Origin of the sequence: Actimicrobium sp. CCI2.3 (genome assembly GCF_035019065.1) — a bacterium.
In the GTDB taxonomy this organism is placed as follows: Bacteria; Pseudomonadota; Gammaproteobacteria; order Burkholderiales; family Burkholderiaceae_D; genus Actimicrobium.
Genome location: NZ_JASJWR010000005.1, coordinates 98,639 through 125,046, shown reverse-complemented (window position 1 = coordinate 125,046; position 26,408 = coordinate 98,639). Strand labels below are relative to the sequence as shown.

Below are 26,408 nucleotides of genomic sequence, written 5' to 3'. Positions count from 1 at the left end.
GCGACAAGCGTGTTTTTTTTGTCATTGTTCGCCGTTGTTTGCCATTTTTTACTGGCCCGCTCTTACCCTTGCTCTTACCCTACTCATACCGGTGACATGCCGGTTCACCAGGATCGTTGCTCATGGAAGTTGAATTGAAATTGCTGGTCAAGCCGCGTGATGTCAGTGCTTTGCGCAAACATCCGATATTGAAAAAATTCGCCCGCGCCGCGCCGCGCGAACAACTGATGCATGACATTTATTTCGACACGCCGGATCTGCAATTGCGTGCGGGCGGTGCCGGATTGCGGGTCCGACTCGTTGGCGAGGACTGGGTCCAGACACTGAAGGCCGGCGGCAGCGTGGCGGGCGGGTTGCATAGCCGGCATGAGTGGGAAACGCCGGTAGCCGGTCCGGCACCGGAGCTGGCAATGCTGCGGGCACTGGTCGATCGCAAGAGCGATTGGGGCAAGTTGTTGCGGTCATCAGAGTGCGAGCAAAGTCTGCTACCGATATTCAGCACACAGGTGACCCGTTCCATCTGGGACTTGGAGCTGGCCGATGGCAACGAGATCGAATGCGTGCTCGACCTTGGCTATCTTGAGCGCGACGGGCAGCGCGTCGATGTGAGTGAAATCGAACTCGAGCTCAAGGCAGGCGATCCGCTCCACCTGTTCGATGTGGCGCTGGCGTTGCAACAGGATGTCTCGCTGCAGATCAGCAACCTGAGCAAGGCGGACCGTGGTTACGCACTGTACAGGCCGCAGCCGGTCGCGCCGGTGACCGCGCAGCCGTTGCAGTTGCACCGGCAGATGACGATCGTGCAGGCGTTTCAGGCCATCGCCACCAATTGCCTGGCGCAGGTTCAGGGCAACGAGGCCGGTGTCGTGCATCGACTCGATACCGAAAGCCTGCACCAGATGCGCGTCGGATTGCGACGGTTGCGCTGTGCGTTCGAGTTGTTTCGCGGTTTGCAGCCGTTACCGCAGGCGTTGCAGACCGACCTCGACTGGCTCATGGCGCAACTGGGTGCTGCGCGTGACTGGGATGCGCTGGTTGATACGACCTTACCGGCGGTCGCCACTGCGGCTCGCGGAGAAGTGCGGCTGACGGCGCTCGGACTGGCGGCGCTGGTGCATTCACGTGAGACGCACGCGGCGGCTGGTGCAGCGGTTGCGGCTCCGCGCACCACTCGCCTGATGCTGGGACTGTCACGCTGGTTGCTGGTGGTCGACGCTCAACCGGACCAGCAGATGAAGCGCTTGCCCAGCTATACGCGCGACATGCTTGAACACCACCAGCGTCGCCTGCGTCAGCGCGGCAAGCAATTGGAGGATGGCAGCGTGCAGGCACGCCATCGTCTGCGTATCGCGGTCAAGAAAATGCGCTACGCCATCGAGTTCTTTGCCTCGCTCTACCCGGCAAAAAAAATGCGTCGGTATGCAGAAGGACTGGCGATGTTGCAGGACCAGCTGGGGACCAGTAACGATGCCGCCGTGGCGGACCGCTTGCTCAGACAGTTGCAGGACGGATCGCTGGAACTGGCCGGCAGCGCAGGATTCGTGCGCGGCTTCCTCAGTGCCGGGGCGGCAGTCGATGACCGGCTCATGCGCGAGCAATGCCGGCGCTTCGGCGCGAAGAAAATTCCCGGCTAGCCGATCGCGGCAGGGTATTACCGTATGGTTTGCTGGTTGCGCCTGTCGCGATCAATGCGGCGATTGCGCCATTGACGCACGATGGCAAGACGCCATCCGGCATGGATCAGGCCGAACAGCGACAGGCTTAGCAGCGTGGCGAGCAACGGCATCCCGAGCAACAGCGGTTTGCCTGCATGCCTGATCCAGTCCAGCCACTGCACGCCGCTGGTGCCAACGGATTGCTCCGGCCAGGCGAGCGGCAAGCCGAGGCACAGTGCCCCCAGCATCCAGGCCAGGCACAAGAGCGGCAACGCGGTGAACGGATTGCTCAGGAAGGTCAGCACCACGGCGGTTGGCAGATGGGCCTTGAAGCGTATCGCCAGCAGCGCGGCAATGATGGTTTGCGCGGGTAGCGGCATGATGCTGACCGCGCCGCCGATGGCCGCACCCAGTGCCACCGAGCGACGGCGCGGTACCCATATTTCTGGCTGGGCCTTGCCCAGCAAGCGTGCGATATGCGGATGCTTCTTGATCATGTCGGCGTGACGCAGCCATTCCCGAAATGATTTGGCCATACCTTCCTTTATTCCTTGAGACGAGGGAGTTGCAAGGTGCGCAGCATCGGCGGCAAGGAAGCTGGCTTGCGCCATTTCAGAGCCACGATGACGGCCAGTCCGATCAGCAGACTGACCACTGCCAATAGCAGCAGTGGCGGAATTTTCAGCAGGGTCAGCCCCAGTTTCCTGAGGCCTGCAGTCTTAATCACGATCGCTGGTCTCCTCGTTCATTTGGGATGCATCCGGGCTGGGGCCTGCTTTTTCGTAGCGGGGCGTGCTGCGCCTGTGGGTGATCAGGCGGGTGCGATAAGCGGCACGCTTGACTGCTGCGTTGATCGCCTTGTACATGTCGGTTTGCACTTCGCGGATGACCACTTCCGGCTGGCCCGGTATCGTCACGCTGATCTGGCAGACCATGTCGCAGCCGCCGCGCGGACCATTGATATCGCGCAAACGAATGACGATGCGCATCACGCGGTTGCTGGCGCGTGCAAACGCGGCACCGAGGCGGCGTTGCAGGTAATTCTGTAGCGACGGAGTGAGGGAGAAATCCTGGGCAACCATTTGCAGGTTCATGGAACGTTCCTTTCATTGAGTGGTGAGTGATTGATGGTACGCACTTCACGGCTGGAAAACGTCTGCCTAAATCTGTCGATGGGTTCGGTAAAGAGATTGTCGACCTGTTTTTTCGTGCGGTGTTAAAGCTGGTTGTTGATGCTTAATTCTTGTTGGTTTTGGGAGGTAACAATTAACGTTATTTCCATTCCAGGCAGAGATAACGCGGTTAATATGCCTTTGCCATTCAATTTTGCCGGTGAACACTGCGGCATCTCCCAAGGGAACGAAAAGTCAATGTCGTGAACTAATCCACTTCTCATTGCACCCGTCGCTGCGGTTTGTCCTGCCGCCGTCAGCGCATCAATCACAGTTTTCCACGGGATATTCATGCATTCAACAACACGGCCGTCACACTCCGTTTTTTCTTTCTGGTCCATGCTTGCCTTGCTGCTGGCACTCTCGTCAGCGCTGGCAGGGTCCAGCGCGTATGCCTTTGATTTTGCCGATGTGGCCCAGCGCGCCAAGGTGCTATCGCAGAGTAGCTATAAAAAACCGGCCACCAATTTGCCCAAGGCAGTCGATGACCTCAGCTACGACCAGTACCGCGACATCCGTTTCGACATGGACAAGTCGCTGTGGCGCAGCGCCAAGCTGCCTTTCGAGGTGGCTTTTTTTCATCAAGGCTTGTTTTACGATCATCCGGTGAAGATCAACGAAGTGATTCAGAAAAGAGTGCGCGAGATCAAATTCGATCCACGGTCCTTCAATTACGGTAAGAACCCGACTGATCCGGCGCAGCTTGCCCAGCTCGGTTTTGCCGGGTTTCGCGTGCATACGGCGCTGAACTCAAAAAAATACAAGGACGAGGTCGTCGTGTTTCTGGGTGCCAGTTATTTCCGGGCGCTTGGCAAAGGGCAGGCGTACGGTGCGTCAGCGCGTGGTTTGGCGATTGATACGGCGCAAAATTCCGGTGAGGAGTTTCCGCAGTTTTCCGAATTCTGGCTAGTGCGTCCTCGGGGCAACGATAAGGAAATGACGATTTATGCACTACTGGATTCGCGTCGCGCGACCGGGGCCTATCGCTTCACCATCAAGCCCGGTAACGATACGGAGGTCGATGTCAAGGCGCAGCTGTTCCTGCGCGAAAACGTGACGACACTCGGGATTGCGCCGCTGACCAGCATGTACTTCTACGGTGAAAATCAGCGTGCGCCGGTCGAGGATTACCGTCCCGAAGTGCATGATTCGGACGGCGTATCGGTGCAGACCGGCAGCGACGAATGGATCTGGCGACCGCTGGTCAATCCGAAGCGTTTGCTGGTGACCTCGTTTGCGCTCGACAGTCCGAAGGGTTTCGGCATGATGCAGCGCGAGCGCAATTTTTCCAGCTTTCAGGACCTTGAAGCGCGCTACGAAAAACGGCCCAGCGTCTGGATAAAACCGACCGGAAAATGGGGCAAGGGCCGTATCGAATTGGTTCAGTTGCCCACTGCCGATGAAACCAACGATAACGCGGTGGCCTTCTGGGTGCCGGAACTGATGCCGAAACCGGGGCAGCCGTACAACGTCGAGTACACGATGCGCTGGGAAAAAGAGTCCGAAACGCAGCCGCCGAATGCCTGGGTGACGCAGACCCGGCGTGGTCACGGCTACGCCAAAAAAGTCGATGGCAGTATCGCGTTGATTGTCGATTTCGATGGCCCGGCTTTCAAGAAATTGCCGGCCGACACCAAGCTCGAAGGTGCCGTCACCATTGATGCCAACGGCAAATTGATGGAATCCAATACGTACCGTAATGAAGTCACAGGTGGTTGGCGTATCGCCGTGCGGCTTGACCGCAACGACGACACCAAACCGGTCGAACTGACCGCCCATCTGCGCAACGGCAAAGAAGTCCTATCAGAAACCTGGAGCTACATATTGCCGCCCAACTGAACCCTCTCCTGGCCCCGCTTGATGCGCAATGCACCGCCTATCTGGACCGGCTGCAGCTGACACCGTCACAACGGTGCGCGCTGGAAGCGGTGGCCGCTGCTGGCGATCCGCAATCAGCGATGCAGGCAATCCATGCCGAGCTGGCCGGTGACCGTCATGCCGACTATCCGGCTTATGGATCAGCGTATTCATCGGTCGCTGCACGGCTGCACCTGGCGGGCGGGCCAGCGATCGGCACCGAGCGCCGCGTCGGAGGCAAGATCATGCCGACAACGCCTGCGCTCAAGCGGACCTCGATGGTTCCCCAGCCATGGGGCGAGCTCAATCCGCTGGTGCGCTGGTTTCATTCGATGACCGGCCGGTACGATCGCGCCTCGCAGGAAGTTCGCCGCGGGCCAAGCTCGGCTGATGCGCCTGATCCGCGCAGTAACTGGCAGCGTGGCGGCAGCATACGGCGCATTGTGTTGCTGTTGCTGATGATTAGCCAGGGCGGCATGGCCACCTATTTCATGAGTGAAGTATTGCCGTATCACGGTGCCAAGCCGATGGAAATGGTGACACTGGCGTTGTTTGCCATTCTGTTCGGCTGGGTGTCGGTCGGGTTCTGGACAGCGATGGCGGGTTTTCTGGTGCTGCTGCGCCGGGGCGACCGCTACCTGATTTCATCAAGCGATGCGGGTAGCCCCGTCGAGGCTGCGGCGCGCACCGCCATCGTCATGCCAATCTGCAACGAAGATGTCGGCCGGGTCTTTGCCGGTTTGCGGGCGACAGTCGATTCGGTCAGGCGGAGCGATGCGCTGGCGCAATTTGACTTCTTTGTCCTGAGCGATAGCAGCGACCCCGATCTGTGCGTTGCCGAGCTGGCCGCCTGGCAGCAGCTTTGCCGCGATGTCGACGGCAGCGCGCAGATTTTTTACCGGCATCGCCAATTGCGCGTCAAGCGCAAGAGCGGCAATATCGATAACTTCTGCCGGCGCTGGGGTGCCAGCTACCGTTACATGATCGTGCTCGATGCCGACAGCGTAATGAGCGGGTCCTGTCTGACCTCGCTGGTACGACTGATGGAAGCCAATCCCGGTACCGGCATCATCCAGACCGCGCCGCGTGCCTCCGGCCGCGATACGCTGTACGCGCGTATCCAGCAATTTTCGACGCGGATTTATGGTCCGCTGTTCACGGCTGGCCTGCATTACTGGCAGCTGGGCGAATCCCATTACTGGGGCCACAACGCGATCATCCGGCTTGCACCGTTCATGCGCCATTGCGCGCTGGCACCGCTGCCGGGAACCGGCGGCTTGTCCGGCGACATCCTGTCGCATGATTTTGTCGAAGCCGCGTTGATGCGACGCGCCGGCTGGGCGGTCTGGATTGCCTATGACCTGCCGGGCAGCTACGAAGAAATGCCGCCCAATCTGCTCGATGAACTCAAGCGTGACCGGCGCTGGTGCCATGGCAACCTGATGAACTTCCGCCTGTTCATGGCGCATGGCATGCATCCGGTCCATCGCACCGTGTTTGCCACCGGCGTGATGGCTTACCTGTCGGCACCGTTGTGGTTTCTGTTTCTGGCGTTGTCGACCGGCATGCTGGCGGCGCATACCTTGATGGTGCCCGAGTATTTCACGATGCCGCGCCAGTTGTTTCCGACCTGGCCCGAATGGCATCCCGAAAAAGCACTGGCCTTATTTACCGCGACGGCGACGCTCCTGTTTCTGCCCAAGCTGATGAGCGTGGCGCTTATTGCGCTGCAGGGCGCGAAGCGTTACGGCGGCACGCTGCGGCTGTTCCTTGGAATGCTGATCGAGCTGGTGTTCTCGGCCTTGCTGGCCCCGGTACGCATGCTGTTTCATACGCGTTTTGTGACGGCGGCTTTTCTCGGCTGGGAAATGCACTGGAAATCGCCACCGCGTGGCGATACCGAAACCAGCTGGGCCGAAGCTGTCCGCAAGCATGGCCTGCAGTCGCTGCTCGGTCTGGTCTGGGGCGCGGGCGTGTACTGGCTGGAGCCGGGCTTTCTGTGGTGGCTGATGCCGATCGTCGGCTCGCTGGCGTTGTCGATTCCGTTGTCGGTGCTGTCAAGCCGGGTATCGCTGGGACGGCGCTTGCGACGCCTCGGCCTGTTTGTGATTCCCGAAGAAATCAAACCGCCACCGGAGCTGCGCGCCACCACGGCTTACCTCGCCGCGACCGCGCCGGCACCGACCTTCGCCGATGCGGTCGTCGATCCGCAACTCAATGCGCTGGTGTGTGCCTGCGCGACTGCGCGTCCGGGCTTGCCTGCCGCCGCGCAAGCCAGTCATGCAGCGCTGGCCCTGACAGCGCTGGAGCAGGGTGCGGACGCGCTGACGCCGCAACAAACCCGGCTGCTGCTGCAGGATCCGCTGGTGCTGTCGCAGTTGCATCTGGACGTGTGGAGCGCACCGCACGCACATTCGCAATGGCGTGATTTGATTGCTGCCGGTTAGCCTGCGGTCGCCTTGTCGAAGGCGATCGCGTCCAGTGGTTTCGACACAGTGTAAAGGGAGTAACGGGAATTGCCTTTAGGTAAATTCCTTAAAATACGTGAAAATCGGGGCGGTGGCATGATGGTTAATAAATTTCTTTTTGTTAACATAATCAGCAGAATGCATACCAGTATCCTGCTCATCCGCTTCCATCTTTTCACCGAGCCTCGCAATGAATCACTTCCCTCGCAACACCCCTCTGTCCCGCCTGATCGGCCTGCTGCTAGTTGGCGCTAGCGCCAGTCACGCTTACGCCGCTTCCGAAGAAATCCAGGTCTACATGGACGAAATGAATGCTCCTGGTGCGTTTGGTCTGGATGTTCACAGCAATTACGTCGTCAAGGGCAATCGCACGCCGGACTATCCGGGTGCCCAGGCTCCCGGCAAGGTGTTTCGCCTGACGCCGGAATTGTCGGTCGGTCTGACACCGACGCTGGACCTCGGCGCATATTTGCTGACCTCGATCGGTCCGGGTGGCATGACCTCGGTGGATGGTGAAAAAATCCGTCTCAAGTTCATTGCGCCGAAATACGAGGGACAAGCATATTTCTGGGGAGCGAATCTGGAAGTCGGTCGGGTAGCACACCGCCTCGATCAAAACCCGTGGAATGGCCAGCTCAAGGGCATCATCGGTTACCGCACCACACGCTGGACGATGGCGGCCAATCCGAACATCGACTGGAAAATCGCGGGACCGGTTGCCGGGCCGGCGATGTTGGGTGTCGATTCCAAGCTGGCTTACAAGACCGATGCGGGTTACGAGGTGGGGGCGGAGAGTTACAACGGTTTTGGGCAGATCAAGCATCTTGGCCATCTGAACCAGCAGAGCCAGACGCTGTTTGGCGTCATTGATACCGACATCCATGGCTGGGATGTCAATCTCGGTGTGGGTCGCGGGTTGACGCCGGCGAGTGACCGCTGGGTGCTCAAGGCAATCGTCAGCGTGCCGTTGAAGTCACTCTGATATTGCACCGACCACGGCTCAAACGAGCCGTGTCATTGATCTGGCAATGATCTGGAAAGAATCAAATCCCGCCCATGCACAGGTATTTGATCTCCAGATACTCATCCATCCCGTAACGCGAACCTTCGCGGCCGAGGCCCGATTGCTTGACGCCACCGAACGGTGCGACTTCATTGGAGATCAGTCCGGTGTTGATGCCGACCATGCCATATTCAAGCGCCTCGGCAACGCGCCAGACCCGCCCGATATCGCGTGAATAGAAATAGCTGGCCAGCCCGAAATCGGTATCGTTGGCGGCCGCGACGACTTCCTGCTCGCTCGAAAAACGCACGACTGCCGCGACCGGCCCGAAGGTCTCTTCGTGCATGATTTTCATGTCGGCCGTGACGTTCGACAGCACTGTCGGTTCGTAGAAGGTGCCGCCCAGTGCATGCACCTTGCCGCCGGTGACCAGCGTCGCACCCTTGGCCAGCGCATCGCGCACATGATCTTCGACCTTGGCGATGGCCTGGTCATCGATTAACGGACCCTGTACCACGCCTGCGGAGGAGCCATCTCCAACCTGGATTTTCGCTGCGCCAGCTGCCAGTTTTTCAACGAAGCGGTCATAGATCGATTCATGTGCATAGAAGCGGTTGGTGCAGACGCAGGTCTGGCCGGCATTGCGGTATTTCGACTGCAATGCCCCTTCGACGGCGGCATCAAGGTCGGCATCGTCGAACACGATGAACGGCGCATGGCCGCCCAGTTCAAGCGCCAGTTTCTTGACGGTCGGCGCCGATTGCTGCATCAGGATGCGGCCGACCGGGGTTGAGCCGGTGAACGACAGATGACGTACCAGCGGACTGGCGCACAGCACCTTGCCGACTTCGACCGAGTGGTCGGCATCCGCCGTGACGATGTTGATGACGCCAGCCGGCAAGCCGGCGCGATGCGCCAGTTCGGCCAGTGCCAGCGCCGACAGCGGAGTCTGCTCGGCCGGCTTGATGACGATGGTGCAGCCCGCAGCGACTGCTGGCGCGACCTTGCGGGTAATCATCGCGATCGGGAAATTCCACGGGGTGATCGAGGCGCATACGCCGATCGGCTGCTTGAGCACGACCATGCGCTTGTCGCTCCAGGTCGAGGCCATCACGTCGCCGGAAACCCGCTTGGCTTCTTCGGCAAACCATTCGAGGAAACTGGCACCGTACATCACTTCACCTTTGGCTTCGGCCAGCGGCTTGCCTTGTTCGGCAGTCATGATGGCAGCGAGGTCGTCGGCATGGACCAGCATCAGGTCGAACCACTTGCGCAGGATGGCTGCGCGTTCCTTGCCGGTCTTTTTTGACCAGGCGGGGAAGGCGGCAGCGGCGGCATCGATGGCTTGCTGTGCTTCGGCCGGACCGAGGTTGGGCACGGTACCGAGCACCGCATCATCCACTGGATTAGTGACGGCAAAACTGCGGGTGCCGCTGATCCATTCGCCATTGAGATAAGCGTGCTGGCGCAGCAGGGTCGGGTCGTTGAGGGTCAGTGGCAGGGCAGGCTGTCTTGCGGCGTCTTGTGACATGGATGGGCTCCGTTGAGTATTTTGTTGTGGCATGAGGATAACCGAAAGCCTGTGCCATCGCGCTGATTAATCGTCGTCGGCCTGGCGGGTGGCGCGTCGGGTAAAATCGGTTTATTCCAATTTGTTGAGATCCCATGCACATCCATATTCTCGGCATCTGCGGCACCTTCATGGGTGGCCTGGCAGTCCTGGCGCGACAAGCCGGCCATCGCGTGACGGGTTGCGATACCAACGTCTATCCGCCAATGAGCACCCAATTGCAAGAGCAGGGTATCGAACTGATTGAAGGATTTGATCCGGAACAGATCTCGCTGGAACCCGACCTGTTTGTCATCGGCAATGTCGTCAGTCGCGGCAACGCGCTGATGGAAGCCATCCTCGATCGCGGCCTGCCGTACACCTCTGGCCCGCAATGGATCGGCGAACATATTCTGAAGGACCGCTGGGTGCTGGCGGTGGCCGGCACGCACGGCAAGACCACCACTGCATCCATGCTGGCCTGGATTCTGGAAGACGCTGGCTACGAGCCGGGATTCCTGATCGGCGGCGTGCCGCTGAACTTCGGTATTTCGGCACGCCTGGCCGGTGACGGTGGCGACTCGGCGTTCTTCGTCATCGAAGCCGATGAATACGACACCGCATTTTTCGACAAGCGCAGCAAGTTTGTTCATTACCGCGCCCGCACCGTCGTACTCAACAATCTCGAATACGATCATGCCGATATCTTCCCTGATCTTGGTGCCATCGAAACCCAGTTCCATCACCTCGTGCGCACCGTGCCGCGCATCGGTCGCCTGCTGGTGAACCAGCGCGAAGCGGCGCTGCACACGGTGATCGAGCGTGGCTGCTGGAGCGAGATCGAATGGTTCGGCGGCAGTGTCGATAGCGCGACGGGCTGGCAGATCGAGGAGCACGGCGACGGCAGCTTCACGGTCATCTTCAATGGCCAGCCGCAAGGCACTGTGCACTGGATGCTCAATGGCGAACACAACCGCATGAATGCGCTGGCAGCGATTGCGGCGGCGCGCCATGTCGGCGTGCCGATTGCGCAGGCAATTGCTTCGCTGGGAGCGTTCCAGAACGTGCGCCGGCGCATGGAGTTGCGCGGCGAAGTCAATGCGATCCGGGTCTTCGATGACTTCGCCCATCACCCGACGGCGATCACGACCACGGTGGCTGGCTTGCGGCAGGCCGTCGGTGCGGCGCGCATCCTTGCCGTACTGGAGCCACGCTCGAACACGATGAAGCTCGGCACCATGAAAAGTGCGCTGCCCGGCAGTCTGTCCGAAGCCGATCTGGTGTTCGGCTACGGTGCCAAAGGTGACGGCAAGAACGCGCTCGGCTGGAATCTGGCCGAGGCCCTCGCACCGCTGGGCCAGAAGGCGCAGGCGTTCGACGACTTGCCCGAACTGGTCGCGGCGATCGTCGCGGCGGCGCGTCCCGGTGACCAGATTCTGGTGATGAGTAACGGCGGTTTCGGTGGTATCCACCAGAAAATCCTGGATGCGCTGGCGCTGGTGCCGCGATGATTCTGTACCTGCACGGATTTCGCTCGTCGCCGCAGTCATTCAAGGCACGCGTGATGGCGCAGCGCCTGCAAGCGCTCGGTCGCTCCGCCGAGTTCATTTGTCCGCAATTGCCGGCCTCGCCGCGCGCAGCGATCAACCTCGCGCAGCAACTTGTCGCCGGGATGGACCCGGCTACATTGAGCGTGATCGGCTCGTCGCTCGGCGGATTCTATGCGACCAAGCTGGCCGAACAGCTGGGTTGCCGCGCTGTCCTGCTCAACCCTGCAGTTACGCCGTTGCACGATCTTGGCAAGTACATCGGCAGCACGACCCAGTTCCATTCGGATGAACCGTTCGAGTTCAAGCCCGAGTACATCGACGAGCTCGAGGCCATTGGCGTCGCGCAGATCACGCAGCCCTCGCGCTACCTGTTGCTGGCGGCGACCGGCGATGAGGTGCTCGACTGGCACCAGATGGTGGCCCACTATCCGGGTGCCATGCAGCATGTGATCGAGGGCAGCGACCATGGCATCAGCGAGTTTGCCGATTATGTCGATGCAGTACTGGCTTTTTGCGACCGTCGTCCAGGATCGGCGTGACTGCGGTCGCGCTGGCCCAGTGGTCGACGCATGTCAATGCACTCGACCCGACACCGCAACAGCGCACGTGGCTGACCGAGTCCGGTTCGCTGACGGCGCAGCTGATCGCGCACAGCCGGTATTTTCGGGTGCGCCGGATCCGGCAGGCGCGCGGACTGGTGGCGCTCGACGAGCAGCGCATCCTGCAATTGCCGCGCCGGGTACTGGTGCAGCAGCGCAATGTGGTGCTCGAATGCGATGGCCAGCCGGTGGTATTTGCGCATACCAGCGTGCCGCTGACGGCGACGGCAAGCGACTGGCCACTGTTCGGCAGTCTGGGCGAACGCTCGCTTGGCAGCACGCTGTTTGGCGATCCGCTGGTGCAGCGCGGCGCGCTGGAATTTGCCCGCTTGTCGTCACGTCATCCGCTGATGCGCCGGCTGGTGGCGACGCTCGGTGCGCAACCGGACTTGCTGGCGCGGCGTTGTCTGTACCGGCGCCGGCACGGCATCCTGCTGGTCTGCGAAATTTTCTTGCCGGCGATTGTTGGGCTGGTGCCGGTCGGCGATGGCACAATAACGGTTTAGCCGATTTCGGCCCGCGCCAGATCGCGCAGACATTCCCGCTTCTCTACGCAAAGTGATTAATGAATTTATTTTTTGAAGAATCCGGCGATTTCAAGGCCGGTGTGATGATGTCGCAAGCCGGCGAGGCCTATCAGGTCGAGATGCAATCGGGCAAGCGCACCAAGGTCAAGGTCCGCGACGTGCTGTTGCAGTTCGCCGCTCCGGCACCGCAAGAACTGATCGTCGCCGCCAAAGGCGTGTGTGACGAGATCGATCTCGATTTTCTGTGGGAAGTGGCCGGCGAAGAAGAATTCGGCTTTGCCGACCTGGCCGTCGAATACTTCGGCAAGGCACCGCAACCGGAGCAATCTGCCGGGTTGCTGTTTCTGTTGCATAGCTCGCCGATCTATTTCTACAAGAAGGGCAAGGGCCGCTACAAGGCCGCGCCTGAAACGGCCCTGAAAGCCGCGCAAGCCGGGATCGAAAAGAAAAAGCAGCAGGCCATCGTGCAAGCGCAGTTCGTCGAGCAGCTCAAGGCGCAGACGCTGCCCGAATCAATGCGGCCGCTGGTACGGCAATTACTGTTCAAGCCCGACAAGAACAGCCTCGAATACAAGGCGCTCGAAGCAGCTTGCAACGAACTGCAAACTACCGCGCCACGGCTGATGCTGGCTTGTGGCGGGCTGGAATCCGCCAAGCAGTTGCACTTCGAGCGCTTCCTGTTCGAGCAATTTCCGAAGGGGCTGGCGTTCCCGGCCTTCACGATTCCCGCTGCGCCCAAGCTGCCGGTGGCGGACGTGCAGGCTTTTTCGATCGATGATGTCACCACCACCGAAATCGATGATGCGTTCTCGGTCACGACGCTGGCTGATGGCACCGTGCGAATCGGTATCCACATCGCTGCGCCAGCGCTCGGTATCCAGCGCGACGATGCGATTGATGCGATCGCCCGCGCACGGATGTCGACGGTCTACATGCCCGGCGACAAAATCACGATGCTGCCGGACGATCTGGTGCAATCATTCACGCTGGCCGAGGGCAAAACCTGTCCGGCCGTCTCGCTGTACGCGACACTGAACCCGGCCGACTGGTCGGTCATCAAGACCGAAACCCTTGCCGAGGCTGTGCCGATCGCCGCCAACCTGCGTCACAACACGCTCGATGAATTCGTTACCGAAGAAAATCTGGCGGCAGGCACTGGCGAGTATCCGCACAAGGCCGACATCGCGCTGATCTGGCAATGGGCGCTGGTGCTGGAGCAGGGCCGGATGGCCAAGCGCGAAGGCTTCGGTTTGCGGCCCGAGCAGAACAACCGGGTAGATTTCAATTTTTACGTCGATGACGATGTGGTCACGATTTCCAAACGCAAGCGTGGTGCGCCGCTCGACAAGCTGGTCGCCGAACTGATGATCTTTGCCAACAGCACCTGGGGCAAGCTGATGAACGACAGCGGCGTGCCCGGTATCTACCGCGCGCAAGGTGGCGGCAGCGGCGGCTGGGCTACCAAGATGGCGGTTCGCATGGTCACGCACGCGGCACCGCATCAGGGTCTGGGCGTCGATCAGTACGCATGGAGCACGTCACCGCTGCGCCGCTACACCGACCTCGTCAACCAGTGGCAAATTCTGGCCTGCGTCGAACACGGCGTCATGGCACCCCTGGCAGCACCGTTCAAGCCGCGTGATGCCGATCTGTTTGCCATCGTCTCGGCCTTCGATGCCGCCTACGGTGCCTACAACGAGTTCCAGTCAAACATGGAGCGCTACTGGTGCCTGCGCTGGCTCGCCCAGCAAGCGTCACACCGGCTTGATGCGGTGGTGCTCAAGGATGAAATCCTGCGACTGGCCGATCTGCCGCTGGTCATCAAGCTGCCCGGCATGCAGGTGCTGCCGCGCGGAACGCAAGTCGTGCTCGATCTGGCGCGCTGGGATGAAGTGGATCTGAGTGTCGAGGCGCGGCTGATCGAAGTGGTGCCCACCGTAGTCGACGATCTGGGTGATGAAGAAGTCGAAGAGAATGCCGATGAGGTCAATGCCGAAGCAGAAGCCGAGTCCGGCATCGCGACCGATCTGGTGACGATTGTCGATGCGGCACCACTGGTCGATGGAATCGTGCCCGGCGATGCGCAACCTTTACCGTAGAATCATTTCTTACTGATATCACTGCCCGACTGCCTGTGAAGCTACCTCTGCGCAATCCTATCCTGACCATCGCCATCGCCATTTCGGTGCTGGTGCATGGCGCATTGTTGGCCGTGCGTTTCACTGCACCCGAGTTGCTCCGGCAAAAGCCGGATGACCCGGGCCTTGAGGTCATTCTGGTCAATGCCAAGCACAAGAAGCCGCCGCTGCAAGCCGACGTGCTGGCGCAAGCCAATCTCGATGGGGGTGGCAATGCCGAGTCCGGGCGCACCAAGTCGCCATTGCCTGATTTGCGTCGCACCCAGGATGGCGATAGCGTGCAGGCAACCCGACGTCGTGCTGCCGAGCTCGAACAGGCACAACGTAAATTGCTCACGCAGATCAACAAGCCGACCGCGCTGGTCATTCCGTCCTTGTCCGATCTTGAACAACTCAAGCGGCCACCGCAACCGGACGGCACTGACCAGCAGGACAGCAGCAAGGCGATCGCCCGGCGTGAAGCCGAAATCGCCCGCAATATCGAGGAGTACAACAAGCGTCCGAAAAAAACCCAGATCACGCCCAATACCCGTGAAGTCGGTTATGCCATGTACTACAAGGCATTGCAGGATCGGGTCGAAAAGCGGGGCACATTCAATTTTCCGCAGAAGGATGGCAAGAAACTGTACGGCGAACTGGTGCTGTATATCCCCGTCTATCAGGATGGCACGATCTACGAGCGCGACGGCGGCCCGCGGGTCGAACGGTCCTCGGGCAATCCTGATCTGGACAATGCGGCACTGCGCATCGTGCGGCGTGCGGCACCGTTCGGACAATTCCCGCCCAACATGCGTTCTTCCGGCAAGGACGATGTCTGGGAGATCATCACCCGCTTTAAATTCACCCGTGAAGACTCGCTTGAGGCAGAACTACGCGGTGGCAACAATTAAGGATTTTCCCGTTGACTCCCTCTCCCATTCGCGCCGCAGAGCGTTACGCCGTCATCGGCCATCCGATTGCCCACAGCAAATCGCCTGACATCCACGTGGCCTTCGCCCGCCAGACGCAGCAGGAGTTGACCTACGAGCCGCTGCTGGCACCGCTCGATGGCTTCGAGGCGACGGTGCGTGCGCTGATGGCGCAGGGTGGCCGGGGTGCCAACGTGACCGTGCCATTCAAGATTGAGGCATTTTCCCTGGCGACGATTCTGAGCGAGCGGGCCCGGGCCTCTGGTGCCGTCAACACGCTACGCTTTGACGCCGCGGGTATCTTTGGCGACAACACCGACGGTGCCGGCCTGGTCACCGATATTGTCGTCAATGCGGGTGTCGCGGTGCAGGGCAAGCGAGTCTTGCTGCTGGGTGCCGGCGGTGCCGCGCGCGGCGTTATCTTGCCGCTGCTGGCAGAGCAACCGGCGCAACTGGTGATTGCCAACCGCAGCAGCGACAAAGCCGTCACGCTGGCCGGGCAATTCGCCTCACAGGGACCGATTGTGGCGCAGACATTCGACGCCCTCGACGGTCAGTTTGATCTCGTGATCAATGCGACGGCGGCGAGTCTGGCCGACGCGTTGCCGCCGATTGCCGGCAGCCTGTTCGGGCCACACACACTGGCCTACGACATGATGTACGGTGCCCAACCGACTATCTTCCTGCACTTTGCGGCCCGGCACGGCGCGACGGTGCGTGATGGCCTCGGCATGCTGGTCGAGCAAGCCGCTGAATCGTTCCTGCTCTGGCGTGGCGTGCGTCCCGACACGGCTAGCGTACTGGCGGATTTGCGTTCGGCGCTTGGCACATGAAGACGTTGCGCAAGTTCATTCTGTTGCTGGTCGTTGTGCCGCTGATCATGGTGCTGGCAATCCAGGCGTATTTTTTCCTGCAAATCTGGTGGTGGGTTGACCACAACCCCGGTTCGACCAGTTTCATGCGCGAGCAGGAATCAGCGCTGCGCGAAAAAAACCCCGACTTCAAGATCCAGTACACATGGGTGCCGTACAACCGCATCTCGAACAATCTCAAGCGCGCAATCATCGCCTCGGAAGATGCCCATTTCTCCGAACACGAGGGCGTCGATTGGGACGCCTTGCAAAAAGCCTACGAAAAAAACACCCGCAAAGGCAGAGTCGTCTCCGGTGGCTCGACCATTACCCAGCAACTGGCCAAGAACCTGTTCCTGTCGGGCGAGCGCAGCTATGTGCGCAAGGGTCAGGAACTGCTCATTACCTACATGCTCGAGTTCCTGATGGACAAGGAGCGCATTTTTGAAATTTATCTGAACGTCATCGAGCTGGGTGTGGGCGTGTTCGGTGCCGAAGCGGCATCGCAGCATTATTTTCGCGTGTCGGCAGCCGGCCTCGGTGCCAGCCAGGCCGCGCGGCTGGCCGGCATGCTGCCACGGCCAAGGTTCTACGACAAGAATCGCGGTTCCGGTTATCTGGCTGGACGGACCGGGTTGATCTTGCGGCGGATGGGGTCGGCGGAGTTGCCTTGAGTGGTAGTTGTCGGACGCTGTAATCGTTTTATGGCAGGTTTTTGTTCGCTATCCCGCCAACACCGACGCACGCAAGATAAAGCTGCGGCAGGCATTGATGTCTGCATTGCTCACGCCACAGCGCACAAACACCTGTTCCCACTGCCGCACCTGCGCCAGCACGTCATGCGCGATGTGGCTTGCTTCATCGGACGTCAGCATGAAACGTCCGCAATCGGACAGCGCGTTTGACAGCAGCGCTTGCGCACCCTGTTTGCCCAGTCGTAGCGACTGGTATCCCACTCCCAGTAATTGCGGTTGCAAGTCAAATGCCGGGGATAAATTCCAATGACCTTGCTGGAACAGCAGCGCGTGGTTCTTTTCATGATCATCGGTGTTTTCGATCAGGAGGTTGAAGACCATGCGCCGGAACAGTTGCTGGCAGTTGGCTTGCGGTGCGCGTGCCTCGCGGCGCAACACGTCGGCCAGATCGGCATACCCCATGTCGCCTTTCCGGAGTCCGTCGGCGATGAGCAGGGTCCTGGCACTGGCGAAATGGATACGTGTACCGGCATCCCGGTCAAAGCGTCGGACCAGAAGCACATGCTGACCGGCCAGGGTGATCAATTCGGAAGCCGCAACGGTAATGCCACACAGGCTGGCGTACTTCAGACCCAGACATGCAGCACATCCCCATCCGGTTTCCAGGCTGTCATCACGCCCCTGCCTTTCCCTTTTTGATTGTCCGCAATTCCGTCAGCAGGGCTGTCTCGTCGGCTTCCGGATTGGCAATCTCCCCCAGATACTGGACCCGCCCAACCAGCCATAACGCGGTCGCATAGGACGCCATCGATACTGCCGGATCGCCTGCTTCGAGCTTGCGCAAGGTCGGGATCGAGACTTGCATGCGTTCGGCAAATGCCGCCAGCGATTGCTTGCGACGCTTGCGTGCAATGCGCAGATGTTCGCCGAGCTGGCGCAGGTTGCGCGCGACGACGGCCGGTAGTGGGGAGGCGACGGGACGTTGTGTAGACATGTAACCAGAATTGTCTATTTCGTCGAAAAAAGCAATTATAGTTTGCTATTTCGATACAGGCTCTTGGTCAACCTGATAGCGGACTCATTTCCACCCGGCTGATCAGCACCGTCGCAATCCGGCGGTCCAGCATTGCCGCAATCTCAAAGCGCAGGCGATCGAGTTCGATCGCGTCGCCAATCGCCGGCAAAGTCGCAAAGCGCGCCAGCAGGAAGCCGGCGATTGACGTGTAGTCGTCGTCGGCGGTGACAAGTACATTCGTTTCCAGTACCTGTTCGAGGTAGCGCAAATCGGCGCTGCCGGCGACCTGCCAGTGGTTGTCGGCCAGCAGTTGCACGGTCGGTTGCTCGTCTTCGTCAGGGAATTCGCCAGCAATGGCTTCGAGGATGTCGTGTGGTGTGACCAGTCCCTGCAGGGTGCCGTATTCATCCGTCACCACAATCAGTTTCCCGGACGAACGCTTGAGTTCTTCCATGGCCTTCATCACGCCGACCGAGTCCGGCAGGATGATAGGCGGGTGCACGCTGCTGTGTTCGTCGATCCTGCCGTTGAGATCGAGGTCACCGATCAGATCCTTGGCGCGGGCAACGCCGATGATGTTATCCATTTCACCGCGCGATACCGGGAAGGTGCTGTGCGGGGTGTCGAGGATCTGGCGCCGGATTGCCTCGGCGTCTTCATCGAGGTTAATCCACGACATCTCCGAGCGTGGCGTCATGATTGAGCGGATTGAACGTTCAGCCAGACTCAGTACACCGCTGACCATGTTGCGTTCTTCGGCACCGAAGGTCGCCGGTTCGGTGACCTGTTCGGTGCTGGCAGCCTGCTCGCTCTGTTCAGCGCGGGTGCGGCTGCCCAGCAAGCGCAGGATTGCTTCGGCGGTGCGGTCACGCAAGGTCAGGTGCGCTGCCTTGCGCATGTAGTTACGCTGCATGAGCTGGTTGAAAAATTCGATCACGATCGAGAAACCGATCGCCGCATACAAATAACCTTTCGGAATCTTGAAGCCGAGACCTTCGGCGACCAGGCTCAGGCCGATCATCAGCAAAAAGCTCAGGCATAACACGACCACGGTCGGATGCGCATTGACGAAGCGGGTCAGTGGCTTCGACGCCAGAATCATGATGGCCATCGAAATGACGACGGCGGCCATCATCACGCCGAGTTCGTCGACCATGCCGACGGCGGTAATAACGGCATCGAGCGAGAACACCGCATCGAGCACGACGATCTGGGCAATGACCACGCCGAGGCTGACATAGACTCGCGGGCCGCTTTGCACATGGGTGACCCCTTCGAGGCGCTCATGTAATTCCATGGTGGCCTTGAAAAGCAGAAACAGACCACCCAGCAGCAGGATCAGGTCGCGTCCGGAGAAGGCCAGCGGGCCGAGCGAAAACAGCGGCGTGGTTAGTGTCACCAGCCAGGAAATCATTGTCAGCAAACCGAGGCGCATGATCATCGCCAGTGACAGGCCGATCAGGCGTGCCTTGTCGCGCTGGTGCGGCGGAACCTTGTCCGCCAGGATCGCGATAAAAATCAGGTTGTCGATGCCGAGTACGATTTCAAGAACGACAAGCGTCAACAAGCCTACCCAGATAGTGGGGTCGAAAAGCCATTCCATGTGATGCCTTGTGCAATAAGAGAGAGAAATAATGCGCGCGCTGGCGCAGACCGGAGCAGTCCGGAAGTCAGAGTTTGAAGCGGAGGAGGGTGCGCCGTGGCGGCGGTTTCGGTACCGGGAAAAACAGATCGCGCGGTGTCGTCGGTACATAGGCCGGCGAGCGCGTCACGGTCTCGGCGCTGCGCAGGCAGGAAGTAGTCGGACTGGTTACTGCACTCAGGTCAGCGCTGGCAAGGGGCAGGTTGGCATCGTCGTCGACAACAAGCTGCGGGCAGGACGAAGCATTCTCGACTGCAGGCAGATGAGCAGGGGCGGGGAAGTTGAATCCGTCGGCGAGCAATTGCAACGGAAGCAGGCACATCAGGCACAGGACGAATACTCGTCGCATAAACTCTGGCGGGGTTAAGGAGGCAATGAGTATAACCACAATTGCGGCCTGAGCTTTGATTGCGTTTTCCAGCGCCCGGTGGTTCGGTACCGATCCCGTCGCAAGTTTCGGCACCACCGGAAGCTCGGCCGATTAGCTCAGGGCCAGGTCTTCGAAGACGATGCGCGCTGCGGCGATGGTCTCGTCAATGACCGCATCGTCGTGCTGCGCCGACACAAAGCCGGCTTCAAACGCGGCCGGGGCAAAATACACGCCGTGGTCCAGCATGCGATGGAAAAACGTATTGAACCGGGTCTTGTCGGTGGCCATCATCGCGGCAAAACTGTCCGGTACCTGGGCTGAAAAATACATGCCGAACATGCCGCCGATAGAATCGGCGCAAAACGCGATGCCGTGTTCGGCGGCGGCGGCCGTCAGGCCTTGTACCAGACGCAGCGTTTGTGCGGACAGTCCTTCGTAAAAGCCCGGCACCTGAATCAGCTTGAGCGTCGCCATCCCGGCGGCCACGGCCACCGGGTTGCCCGACAGCGTGCCGGCCTGATAGACCGCGCCAACCGGTGACATCTGTTGCATCAGATCGGCCCGTCCACCGAACGCCGCCACCGGCAAGCCGCCGCCGATGACCTTGCCCAGCGCCGTCAGGTCCGGCACGATGCCGTAGATTGACTGCGCGCCACCGAGTGCGACCCGGAATCCGGACATCACCTCATCGAAAATCAGCACGGTGCCGTATTCGGTGCAAAGCCGGCGCATCGTCGACAGGAATTCCGGCGTGGCCTTGATCAGGTTCATGTTGCCGGCAACCGGTTCGACGATCACGCAGGCGATCTCGTTACCCATGTCGCGGAAAGCCTGTTCGAGTTGTTCCGGATTGTTGTAGTCGAGGACCAGCGTGTGCTTGACGAAGTCCTGCGGCACGCCGGCCGAGGTCGGATTGCCGAAGGTCAGCAAGCCACTGCCGGCTTTCACCAGCAGCGAATCGGCATGGCCGTGATAACAGCCCTCGAATTTGATGATCTTGTCGCGACCGGTTGCGCCGCGTGCCAGACGTAACGCACTCATCGTTGCTTCGGTGCCGCTGGAGACCAGCCGGACTTGTTCGATCGACGGCACCAGCCGGCAGATTTCTTCTGCCATCAGCACTTCGCCTTCGGTGGGCGCGCCGAAACTCAGGCCCAGCGCGGCGGCATCCTGCACCGCCTTGATCACGACCGGATGGGCATGGCCGACGATGGCCGGGCCCCATGAGCCGATGTAGTCGGTGTAGCGCCTGTCGTCGGCATCCCAGAAATACGGGCCGCTGGCGCGGGTAACGAAGCGCGGCGTACCGCCGACCGAACGAAAGGCGCGTACCGGCGAATTCACGCCGCCTGGCGTGGTCAGTTGTGCGCGGGCGAACAGGGTGTCGTTATTGGAACTCATCAGTGGCATCGGCATTCAGTAAAAAATCAGTGTGGGGGCGCTGCGTCGGCATCAACGCTGGCAGAAGCGTTGGCAGAAGCGTCGGCATCAACGTCGATATCCTGCGTCGTTTCGCGCGCCCAGAAATAGCGGTCCGGAATCAGCTTGCCCATGCCCAGGCGCTGGGCACCGAGCAGGGCAGCATGGGTGAATTCCTGCGCCTCGAAAACCGCTTCCGGGGCTTCCAGTCCATTTGCCATCAGCGCGGCAATAGCTGCCGACATGGTCGAGCCGGCACCGGTGAACGCGCCCGGCAGACGCGGCCAGCTGTCCTGCCGGATCACGCCGCCGTCGCTGTAAAGCGTATTGGTTACTTCATTGACCGCACCCGGCGTGCCAGTCACCAGCAGGAAGGCGCAACCCAGCTCGATGACGTGCAGCGCATCGATCTCGAGGGTGTCTTCGCTGGTCGGTTCGCGCCAGGTTTCGGCCAGTTGGTCGAGCTCGCCGGCCGACAGCAGCAGCAGCGTCGCTTGCGGCAGCAGTAACTCGCGGATGGCCATCACGACATCGTCACCGTCCTGCACATCATCGGGGATGGCGGTGATGAACGGATCGAGGATGAGCGGGATTTCCGGATAGTCGGACACGATCTCGGCGATGACCGAGACGTTTTCGATACTGCCGACAGCCCCGACCTTGAAGGCGGCCACCGCCATGTCTTCGAGGACGACGCGGGCCTGATCGGAGACCCAGTCCGATTCGGTGATCTCCATGTCTTCGATTTTGGTGGTGTCGCTGATGATCAGCGCAGTGACCACTGACAAGCCATGACAGCCCATTGCAGCGAACGCGGCAATGTCGGCCTGAATGCCGATGGCACCAATGGGATCGGCGGCACCGAAGGAAAGGACAATGGGAGAAGTTTGGATTTGCACGGCGGGTAGATTAAGATGGCGACTTCGCATTTTACTTGATTGAAGGGCAGCCAACTGTGAGTAACAACGCAACGCCGGACGAGGCAGCAAAGCAGGACTATCAGACATGGATGTGCCTGATTTGTGGATGGGTGTATGACGAGGAGGCAGGTTTGCCCGAAGAAGGTATCGCAGCAGGAACCCGTTGGGCCGATGTGCCAATGAACTGGACCTGCCCGGAGTGCGGTGCCCGCAAGGAGGATTTCGAGATGGTGACAATCTGATCAGTATGTGACTAGTTGCAGACAGTTGCGCTGCCTCTGCGGGGCGCAATTTGATAATCGGCAAGCTATGTTAAAAGTTGGTCAAAAGCATCTTGCTTTTTCGTTGAGTTGCGATTTATATTGGTCCAAGTTAATTGAGATCACACCATGACAACAGCTCCCGAATCGCCGGAAAACGCCAGTCTCAAAATCATGGTGATTGATGACAGCAGCACGATCAGGCGTTCTGCCGAAATTTTCCTTGGACAGGCCGGTTACCAGGTAGTACTCGCCGAAGACGGTTTCGATGCGCTGGCCAAGATGAGCGATACCCGGCCCGCACTAATCTTCTGCGATATCTTGATGCCTCGTCTAGACGGTTATCAGACCTGCGCATTGATCAAAAAGAGTGCGCGATTCCATGCCACGCCGGTCATCATGCTGTCCTCCAAGGATGGTTTATTTGATCGGGCCCGCGGCACACTGGTCGGTTCCGATGCGTACCTGACCAAACCATTTACTAAAGACAGCTTGCTGAAAATCGTGCGTGAATTTGCCGCGTCTGGTCAACCAGTTCTGGTTCTACCTGAAAGTCGCTAATGGCCATCCACAAAATCCTGATCGTTGATGATTCCCCGACTGAACGTTACTTCCTGACCGAAGTGCTGGTAAAAAGCGGATTTTCAGTTGCAACAGCCGAAAATGGCGAAGAAGCGCTGCTCAAGATCAAGGTCGACAAGCCGCAACTGATCCTGATGGATATCGTGATGCCTGGCCAAAATGGCTTTCAGGTGACTCGCTCGATTTCACGCGATCCGGAAACCAAGGACGTGCCGATCATCATTTGTACCAGCAAAGGTCAGGAAACTGACCGCATCTGGGGATTGCGCCAGGGCGCACGCGACTACATCGTCAAGCCGATTGATCCGCATGAGCTGCTGGCTAAAATTGCAGCGCTTGGCTAGCCCGGAAGTCATGATCATGTCCGATATCGAGTTGATACCCAAGGCACCGGATCGCATCGAGCGTAGTTATCGAAAACCGGATGCGGCAGCGCGGCGTCAACGCATGCGCGATTTCCAGTCGCAACTGGCGGTGCGGATGGAGGAGGCTCGCACTGGAGAGCACGAACAGACCCGCCAGCTAGGTGTGCAGATCGGGTCCGAGCATTGTCTGTTGAGCTTGCGTGAGGCCGGGGAGATCGTGGCTGTCGGTGCGATCGCCCCGGTTCCGCTGACGCAGTCGTGGTTTCTCGGATTGGTCAATGTGCGTGGCAGCCTGATGAGTGTGGTGGACCTGGCGCAATGGTACGGCCAGGCGGCCACGGTCATCGACAAACAGGCACGCATCATCGCTTTCGGACCGTCGTTCTCTTTCAACGGTGCGGTACTGGTGTCGCGCGTGATGGGTTTGCGCGATGTCGGCGCGATGACATTGCACGGCGATCCCGTCGGTCAGCAAGCGGCGTGCCGCTACCACGATGCCGATGGCATCGTGTGGCGACAGCTCGATGTGTCCTTGCTCATCGCGGACCCGCAGTTTCTTCAAGTTGGCACATGATGGTCAGGGCATAGGCGCACCGTTTCTACAACAGGATTCAGGAGAACCGTTAATGGCATTCAAGCTTCCCTTATTTTCTGGTGCGACAGCCGGTGCAGACCCGCTAACCCAGCCAACCACATCCCGGGATTCCGGTCAAAACGCGACCTTTATCGGCGATGTACTCGAAAGTCGTGGCGACATTTCGTTGCCGTTAATTGGCAACTTGCCGCTGCAAGAACAGGTTCGTGTGCTGTTCCTGCTGATGGCGGGGGCACTGGTGGCCATCGGGATATTCGTATTCCTTAATTCCAGCTACGCGATCCAGACCTCGACGCAGAATCAGATCGCCGGCGATGCGCTGATGCATACCCAGCGCTTGGGCAAGGCCGCTCCGAATGCTATTCAGGGTAATCCCCAGGCATTCACTCAGCTCGACGAGTCGCGCGCCGAGTTCAACCGCGACCTTGACGTGCTAAGTCATGGCGGGCAGTTTCAGGGGCACAGTATCCATGCGCCGGATGCAGTGATGGCAGCACTTCTCGGCCAGACCAGGCAGCTCTGGAGCAATACCGACAAAGCGGCGGCCACTATCCTCAAGCTCAAGAAAGAGTTGTCCGGATTTGGCGCGACGCTCAGGCAACTCAATACGCTGTCGCCGGGCCTGCTCGAACTGACCGAACAGATTGCGTCGCTGAAGGTGCAGGGCGGTGCTGCTCCACGCGAAATCTCTGCCTCCGGTCAACTGGTCATGCTGACGCAACGTCTGGGTCGAAGTGCCAATGAATTCCTGACCTCCGAAGGCGTCAACCCAGAAACTGCATTCCTGCTTGGCAAGGACGTCAATACGTTTCACGACATCATCGAGGGCTTTCTCAATGGCAGCGAGGTACTGCGTCTTAGCGTGGCCCGCGACAAGGATGCGCGCGACAAATTGCTTGAACTGCAGACGATGTTCGTGACCTATCAGGGCGCAGTCTCCACGGTGCTCGCCAACTTGCAAAATTTCGTCGCCGCCAAGCAGGCCGAGCAATTGATCTTCAATGAAAACGAAAATCTCCGGCAGCGCGTCAGTACGCTGCAGCAGTCCTACCGTGAGCGGCAGGACGCGCAGGCGTGGCCACTCTATGCGATGGCCTTGAGCGCATTAGTGGCATTGACGGCGGCGACCGGGATTGCGCTGGTACTGCTGCAGGACAGCCGAAACAGGCGTAAAGACTCCGATGTACAGCGCCGGCAAGCTGAATTGCAGCGCTTTGAAGCAGAACGGCAGCAGAACGAAGCCCGCAGTACCAACGATCAGAACCAGGCTGCCATTTTGCGTCTGATGAATGAACTGCAGGAAGTTGCCGATGGCGACCTGACCGTCCAGGCCACCGTCTCCGAAGACATTACCGGTGCCATTGCCGACTCAGTCAATTACACCGTGGAAGAACTGCGTGGACTGGTCGGACGCGTCACTGACACCGCAGAACAAGTGACCTCGGCATCGAACCAGGCCCAGAAAATTTCGACTGCCTTGTTGAGTGCATCCCAACGCCAGTCGCGCGAGATTCAGGATACGGGCCAGGCAGTGCTCGACATGGCATCGCAAATTACCGACGTCTCGAAATCGGCCAATGAGTCCGCTGACGTGGCACGGCAGTCGGTGAGCGCCGCCGACGAAGGTGCGCAAGCGGTCGAGAATGCGATCAAGGGCATGCACGAAATCCGCGAGCAAATCCAGGAGACCTCGAAGCGCATCAAGCGTCTCGGCGAGTCATCGCAAGAAATCGGCGAAATCACCGAACTGATTTCGGACATTACCGAACAGACCAACGTGCTGGCGCTCAATGCGGCAATTCAGGCGGCCTCGGCTGGCGAGGCCGGACGAGGTTTTTCAGTCGTGGCCGAAGAAGTGCAGCGCCTCGCGGAACGCTCGGGCGAAGCGACCAAGCAGATTGGTGCGCTGGTGCGGACCATTCAGACCGATACCCATGATGCGGTCGCTGCCATGGAGAAGTCGACTCAGGGTGTCGTCGAGGGAGCGCGACTGTCGGATGCGGCCGGTGCCGCCTTGTCCGACATCCGGCGCGTCTCGAACCGGTTGGCAGAACTGATTCAGGGCATTTCGGTATCAACCGGGCTGCAGGCGACCTCGGCCAATGGCGTGGCGCAGACGATCCAGAACATCCTGAATGTGACCGAGCAGACCCAGCATGGTACGCAACAAACTGCCGCATCGATCCGCGAACTGGCAAGATTGGCCGAAGAACTTAAAAATTCAGTGTCACGTTTCAGGGTCACGTCCTGAGCGACTCCGAATCAACG

Annotated in this window: 27 protein-coding genes; 16 read left to right on the top strand and 11 right to left on the bottom strand. The window is 59.7% G+C overall.

Translation table 11 applies throughout. From position 1 onward, the window contains the following. The first annotated feature begins 122 nt into the window (after positions 1-122). The gene (locus QN370_RS04765; protein ID WP_322126365.1) at positions 123-1,634 is read left to right on the top strand and encodes a CHAD domain-containing protein; all 1,512 of its coding nucleotides are present in this window, start codon (positions 123-125) and stop codon (positions 1,632-1,634) included. 17 nt (positions 1,635-1,651) lie between these two features. Here the strand turns inward: QN370_RS04765 and QN370_RS04760 are convergent, their stop codons facing one another. The 4 genes from QN370_RS04760 to QN370_RS04745 all read right to left on the bottom strand — a co-directional run bounded on the left by QN370_RS04760 (position 1,652) and on the right by QN370_RS04745 (position 3,168). Then, entirely contained in the window at positions 1,652-2,191 is a 540-nt protein-coding gene (locus QN370_RS04760) for a DUF2062 domain-containing protein (protein WP_322126366.1), read from the bottom strand. Positions 2,192-2,199: 8 nt separating this feature from the next. After that, positions 2,200-2,382, bottom strand: a complete 183-nt coding sequence (locus QN370_RS04755; protein WP_322126367.1) for a hypothetical protein — start codon at positions 2,380-2,382, stop codon at positions 2,200-2,202. Next, the gene (locus QN370_RS04750) at positions 2,375-2,749 is read right to left on the bottom strand and encodes an HPF/RaiA family ribosome-associated protein (RefSeq protein WP_322126368.1); all 375 of its coding nucleotides are present in this window, start codon (positions 2,747-2,749) and stop codon (positions 2,375-2,377) included. The genes QN370_RS04755 and QN370_RS04750 overlap by 8 nt, the downstream gene beginning before the upstream one ends. Before the next feature lie 122 nt (positions 2,750-2,871). Continuing rightward, positions 2,872-3,168 carry a hypothetical protein gene (locus QN370_RS04745; RefSeq protein WP_322126369.1) on the bottom strand — a complete coding sequence of 99 codons (297 nt, stop codon included), beginning with the start codon at positions 3,166-3,168 and terminating at the stop codon, positions 2,872-2,874. Here QN370_RS04745 and QN370_RS04740 point away from each other — a divergent pair. The 3 genes from QN370_RS04740 to QN370_RS04730 all read left to right on the top strand — a co-directional run bounded on the left by QN370_RS04740 (position 3,119) and on the right by QN370_RS04730 (position 8,134). Further along, on the top strand, positions 3,119-4,666 hold the full coding sequence (locus tag QN370_RS04740) for a glucan biosynthesis protein G (RefSeq protein WP_416172111.1): 1,548 nt from the start codon (positions 3,119-3,121) through the stop codon (positions 4,664-4,666). The genes QN370_RS04745 and QN370_RS04740 overlap by 50 nt on opposite strands. After that, positions 4,639-7,131: a glucans biosynthesis glucosyltransferase MdoH gene (gene mdoH / locus QN370_RS04735; RefSeq protein WP_416172130.1), complete on the top strand. Its 2,493-nt coding sequence runs from the start codon at positions 4,639-4,641 to the stop codon at positions 7,129-7,131. Before QN370_RS04740 ends, mdoH begins: the two co-directional genes overlap by 28 nt. A gap of 211 nt (positions 7,132-7,342) precedes the next feature. Next, positions 7,343-8,134 carry a hypothetical protein gene (locus tag QN370_RS04730; RefSeq protein ID WP_322126371.1) on the top strand — a complete coding sequence of 264 codons (792 nt, stop codon included), beginning with the start codon at positions 7,343-7,345 and terminating at the stop codon, positions 8,132-8,134. Between the two features lie 61 nt (positions 8,135-8,195). Here the strand turns inward: QN370_RS04730 and QN370_RS04725 are convergent, their stop codons facing one another. Next, the gene (locus QN370_RS04725; protein WP_322126372.1) at positions 8,196-9,686 is read right to left on the bottom strand and encodes an NAD-dependent succinate-semialdehyde dehydrogenase; all 1,491 of its coding nucleotides are present in this window, start codon (positions 9,684-9,686) and stop codon (positions 8,196-8,198) included. 134 nt (positions 9,687-9,820) lie between these two features. On the opposite strand from QN370_RS04725, the gene mpl reads away from it, so the two are divergent. The 7 genes from mpl to mtgA are packed head-to-tail and all read left to right on the top strand — an operon-like array spanning position 9,821 to position 16,951. Continuing rightward, positions 9,821-11,215, top strand: a complete 1,395-nt coding sequence (gene mpl, locus QN370_RS04720) for a UDP-N-acetylmuramate:L-alanyl-gamma-D-glutamyl-meso-diaminopimelate ligase (RefSeq protein ID WP_322126373.1) — start codon at positions 9,821-9,823, stop codon at positions 11,213-11,215. Further along, the gene (locus QN370_RS04715) at positions 11,212-11,793 is read left to right on the top strand and encodes a YqiA/YcfP family alpha/beta fold hydrolase (RefSeq protein ID WP_322126374.1); all 582 of its coding nucleotides are present in this window, start codon (positions 11,212-11,214) and stop codon (positions 11,791-11,793) included. The genes mpl and QN370_RS04715 overlap by 4 nt, the downstream gene beginning before the upstream one ends. Continuing rightward, positions 11,790-12,359, top strand: a complete 570-nt coding sequence (locus QN370_RS04710) for a chorismate--pyruvate lyase family protein (protein WP_322126375.1) — start codon at positions 11,790-11,792, stop codon at positions 12,357-12,359. The genes QN370_RS04715 and QN370_RS04710 overlap by 4 nt, the downstream gene beginning before the upstream one ends. A 59-nt stretch (positions 12,360-12,418) precedes the next feature. Further along, on the top strand, positions 12,419-14,479 hold the full coding sequence (locus QN370_RS04705) for a ribonuclease catalytic domain-containing protein (RefSeq protein ID WP_322126376.1): 2,061 nt from the start codon (positions 12,419-12,421) through the stop codon (positions 14,477-14,479). A 35-nt stretch (positions 14,480-14,514) separates the two neighbouring features. Next, positions 14,515-15,408, top strand: a complete 894-nt coding sequence (locus tag QN370_RS04700; RefSeq protein ID WP_322126377.1) for a TonB family protein — start codon at positions 14,515-14,517, stop codon at positions 15,406-15,408. A gap of 11 nt (positions 15,409-15,419) precedes the next feature. Continuing rightward, on the top strand, positions 15,420-16,259 hold the full coding sequence (aroE, locus tag QN370_RS04695; protein WP_322126378.1) for a shikimate dehydrogenase: 840 nt from the start codon (positions 15,420-15,422) through the stop codon (positions 16,257-16,259). Beyond that, positions 16,256-16,951, top strand: a complete 696-nt coding sequence (gene mtgA, locus QN370_RS04690; protein WP_323581682.1) for a monofunctional biosynthetic peptidoglycan transglycosylase — start codon at positions 16,256-16,258, stop codon at positions 16,949-16,951. The genes aroE and mtgA overlap by 4 nt, the downstream gene beginning before the upstream one ends. A gap of 48 nt (positions 16,952-16,999) precedes the next feature. Here mtgA and QN370_RS04685 read toward each other — a convergent pair whose 3' ends face one another. The 6 genes from QN370_RS04685 to QN370_RS04660 form a co-directional block, all read right to left on the bottom strand. Then, positions 17,000-17,602, bottom strand: a complete 603-nt coding sequence (locus QN370_RS04685; protein WP_323581683.1) for a HipA domain-containing protein — start codon at positions 17,600-17,602, stop codon at positions 17,000-17,002. A 43-nt stretch (positions 17,603-17,645) separates the two neighbouring features. Then, a complete protein-coding gene (locus QN370_RS04680) occupies positions 17,646-17,966 on the bottom strand; it encodes a helix-turn-helix transcriptional regulator (protein ID WP_322126379.1) in 321 nt (106 codons plus the stop codon). Positions 17,967-18,033: 67 nt separating this feature from the next. Next, entirely contained in the window at positions 18,034-19,590 is a 1,557-nt protein-coding gene (locus QN370_RS04675) for a TerC family protein (protein ID WP_322126380.1), read from the bottom strand. A 67-nt stretch (positions 19,591-19,657) separates the two neighbouring features. Further along, positions 19,658-19,978: a hypothetical protein gene (locus QN370_RS04670; protein WP_322126381.1), complete on the bottom strand. Its 321-nt coding sequence runs from the start codon at positions 19,976-19,978 to the stop codon at positions 19,658-19,660. Positions 19,979-20,110: 132 nt separating this feature from the next. Then, on the bottom strand, positions 20,111-21,400 hold the full coding sequence (gene hemL, locus QN370_RS04665; RefSeq protein WP_322126382.1) for a glutamate-1-semialdehyde 2,1-aminomutase: 1,290 nt from the start codon (positions 21,398-21,400) through the stop codon (positions 20,111-20,113). 26 nt (positions 21,401-21,426) lie between these two features. Continuing rightward, a complete protein-coding gene (locus QN370_RS04660) occupies positions 21,427-22,317 on the bottom strand; it encodes a hydroxymethylpyrimidine/phosphomethylpyrimidine kinase (RefSeq protein ID WP_322126383.1) in 891 nt (296 codons plus the stop codon). Positions 22,318-22,427: 110 nt separating this feature from the next. Between QN370_RS04660 and QN370_RS04655 the strand changes: the two genes are divergently transcribed. The 5 genes from QN370_RS04655 to QN370_RS04635 all read left to right on the top strand — a co-directional run bounded on the left by QN370_RS04655 (position 22,428) and on the right by QN370_RS04635 (position 26,391). Then, complete coding sequence (locus QN370_RS04655) at positions 22,428-22,580, top strand: rubredoxin (RefSeq protein ID WP_322127204.1); 153 nt, start codon at positions 22,428-22,430, stop codon at positions 22,578-22,580. 147 nt (positions 22,581-22,727) lie between these two features. Further along, positions 22,728-23,159: a response regulator gene (locus tag QN370_RS04650; RefSeq protein ID WP_322126384.1), complete on the top strand. Its 432-nt coding sequence runs from the start codon at positions 22,728-22,730 to the stop codon at positions 23,157-23,159. Then, complete coding sequence (locus tag QN370_RS04645) at positions 23,159-23,524, top strand: response regulator transcription factor (protein WP_322126385.1); 366 nt, start codon at positions 23,159-23,161, stop codon at positions 23,522-23,524. The genes QN370_RS04650 and QN370_RS04645 overlap by 1 nt, the downstream gene beginning before the upstream one ends. Further along, a complete protein-coding gene (locus QN370_RS04640) occupies positions 23,490-24,119 on the top strand; it encodes a chemotaxis protein CheW (protein WP_322126386.1) in 630 nt (209 codons plus the stop codon). Before QN370_RS04645 ends, QN370_RS04640 begins: the two co-directional genes overlap by 35 nt. 52 nt (positions 24,120-24,171) lie before the next feature. Next, a complete protein-coding gene (locus tag QN370_RS04635) occupies positions 24,172-26,391 on the top strand; it encodes a methyl-accepting chemotaxis protein (RefSeq protein ID WP_416172112.1) in 2,220 nt (739 codons plus the stop codon). Positions 26,392-26,408 lie beyond the last annotated feature (17 nt).

Excerpts from the sequence above, each read along its gene's own strand:
- QN370_RS04765 (WP_322126365.1), top strand. The coding sequence starts at position 123 with ATGGAAGTTGAATTGAAATTGCTGGTCAAGCCGCGTGATGTCAGTGCT.
- QN370_RS04760 (WP_322126366.1), bottom strand. The coding sequence starts at position 2,191 with ATGGCCAAATCATTTCGGGAATGGCTGCGTCACGCCGACATGATCAAG.
- QN370_RS04750 (WP_322126368.1), bottom strand. The coding sequence starts at position 2,749 with ATGAACCTGCAAATGGTTGCCCAGGATTTCTCCCTCACTCCGTCGCTA.
- QN370_RS04740 (WP_416172111.1), top strand. The coding sequence starts at position 3,119 with ATGCATTCAACAACACGGCCGTCACACTCCGTTTTTTCTTTCTGGTCC.
- QN370_RS04745 (WP_322126369.1), bottom strand. The coding sequence starts at position 3,168 with ATGGACCAGAAAGAAAAAACGGAGTGTGACGGCCGTGTTGTTGAATGC.
- QN370_RS04730 (WP_322126371.1), top strand. The coding sequence starts at position 7,343 with ATGAATCACTTCCCTCGCAACACCCCTCTGTCCCGCCTGATCGGCCTG.
- QN370_RS04725 (WP_322126372.1), bottom strand. The coding sequence starts at position 9,686 with ATGTCACAAGACGCCGCAAGACAGCCTGCCCTGCCACTGACCCTCAAC.
- mpl (WP_322126373.1), top strand. The coding sequence starts at position 9,821 with ATGCACATCCATATTCTCGGCATCTGCGGCACCTTCATGGGTGGCCTG.
- QN370_RS04715 (WP_322126374.1), top strand. The coding sequence starts at position 11,212 with ATGATTCTGTACCTGCACGGATTTCGCTCGTCGCCGCAGTCATTCAAG.
- QN370_RS04705 (WP_322126376.1), top strand. The coding sequence starts at position 12,419 with ATGAATTTATTTTTTGAAGAATCCGGCGATTTCAAGGCCGGTGTGATG.
- mtgA (WP_323581682.1), top strand. The coding sequence starts at position 16,256 with ATGAAGACGTTGCGCAAGTTCATTCTGTTGCTGGTCGTTGTGCCGCTG.
- QN370_RS04680 (WP_322126379.1), bottom strand. The coding sequence starts at position 17,966 with ATGTCTACACAACGTCCCGTCGCCTCCCCACTACCGGCCGTCGTCGCG.
- QN370_RS04675 (WP_322126380.1), bottom strand. The coding sequence starts at position 19,590 with ATGGAATGGCTTTTCGACCCCACTATCTGGGTAGGCTTGTTGACGCTT.
- QN370_RS04670 (WP_322126381.1), bottom strand. The coding sequence starts at position 19,978 with ATGCGACGAGTATTCGTCCTGTGCCTGATGTGCCTGCTTCCGTTGCAA.
- hemL (WP_322126382.1), bottom strand. The coding sequence starts at position 21,400 with ATGAGTTCCAATAACGACACCCTGTTCGCCCGCGCACAACTGACCACG.
- QN370_RS04655 (WP_322127204.1), top strand. The coding sequence starts at position 22,428 with ATGTGCCTGATTTGTGGATGGGTGTATGACGAGGAGGCAGGTTTGCCC.
- QN370_RS04650 (WP_322126384.1), top strand. The coding sequence starts at position 22,728 with ATGACAACAGCTCCCGAATCGCCGGAAAACGCCAGTCTCAAAATCATG.
- QN370_RS04645 (WP_322126385.1), top strand. The coding sequence starts at position 23,159 with ATGGCCATCCACAAAATCCTGATCGTTGATGATTCCCCGACTGAACGT.
- QN370_RS04640 (WP_322126386.1), top strand. The coding sequence starts at position 23,490 with ATGAGCTGCTGGCTAAAATTGCAGCGCTTGGCTAGCCCGGAAGTCATG.
- QN370_RS04635 (WP_416172112.1), top strand. The coding sequence starts at position 24,172 with ATGGCATTCAAGCTTCCCTTATTTTCTGGTGCGACAGCCGGTGCAGAC.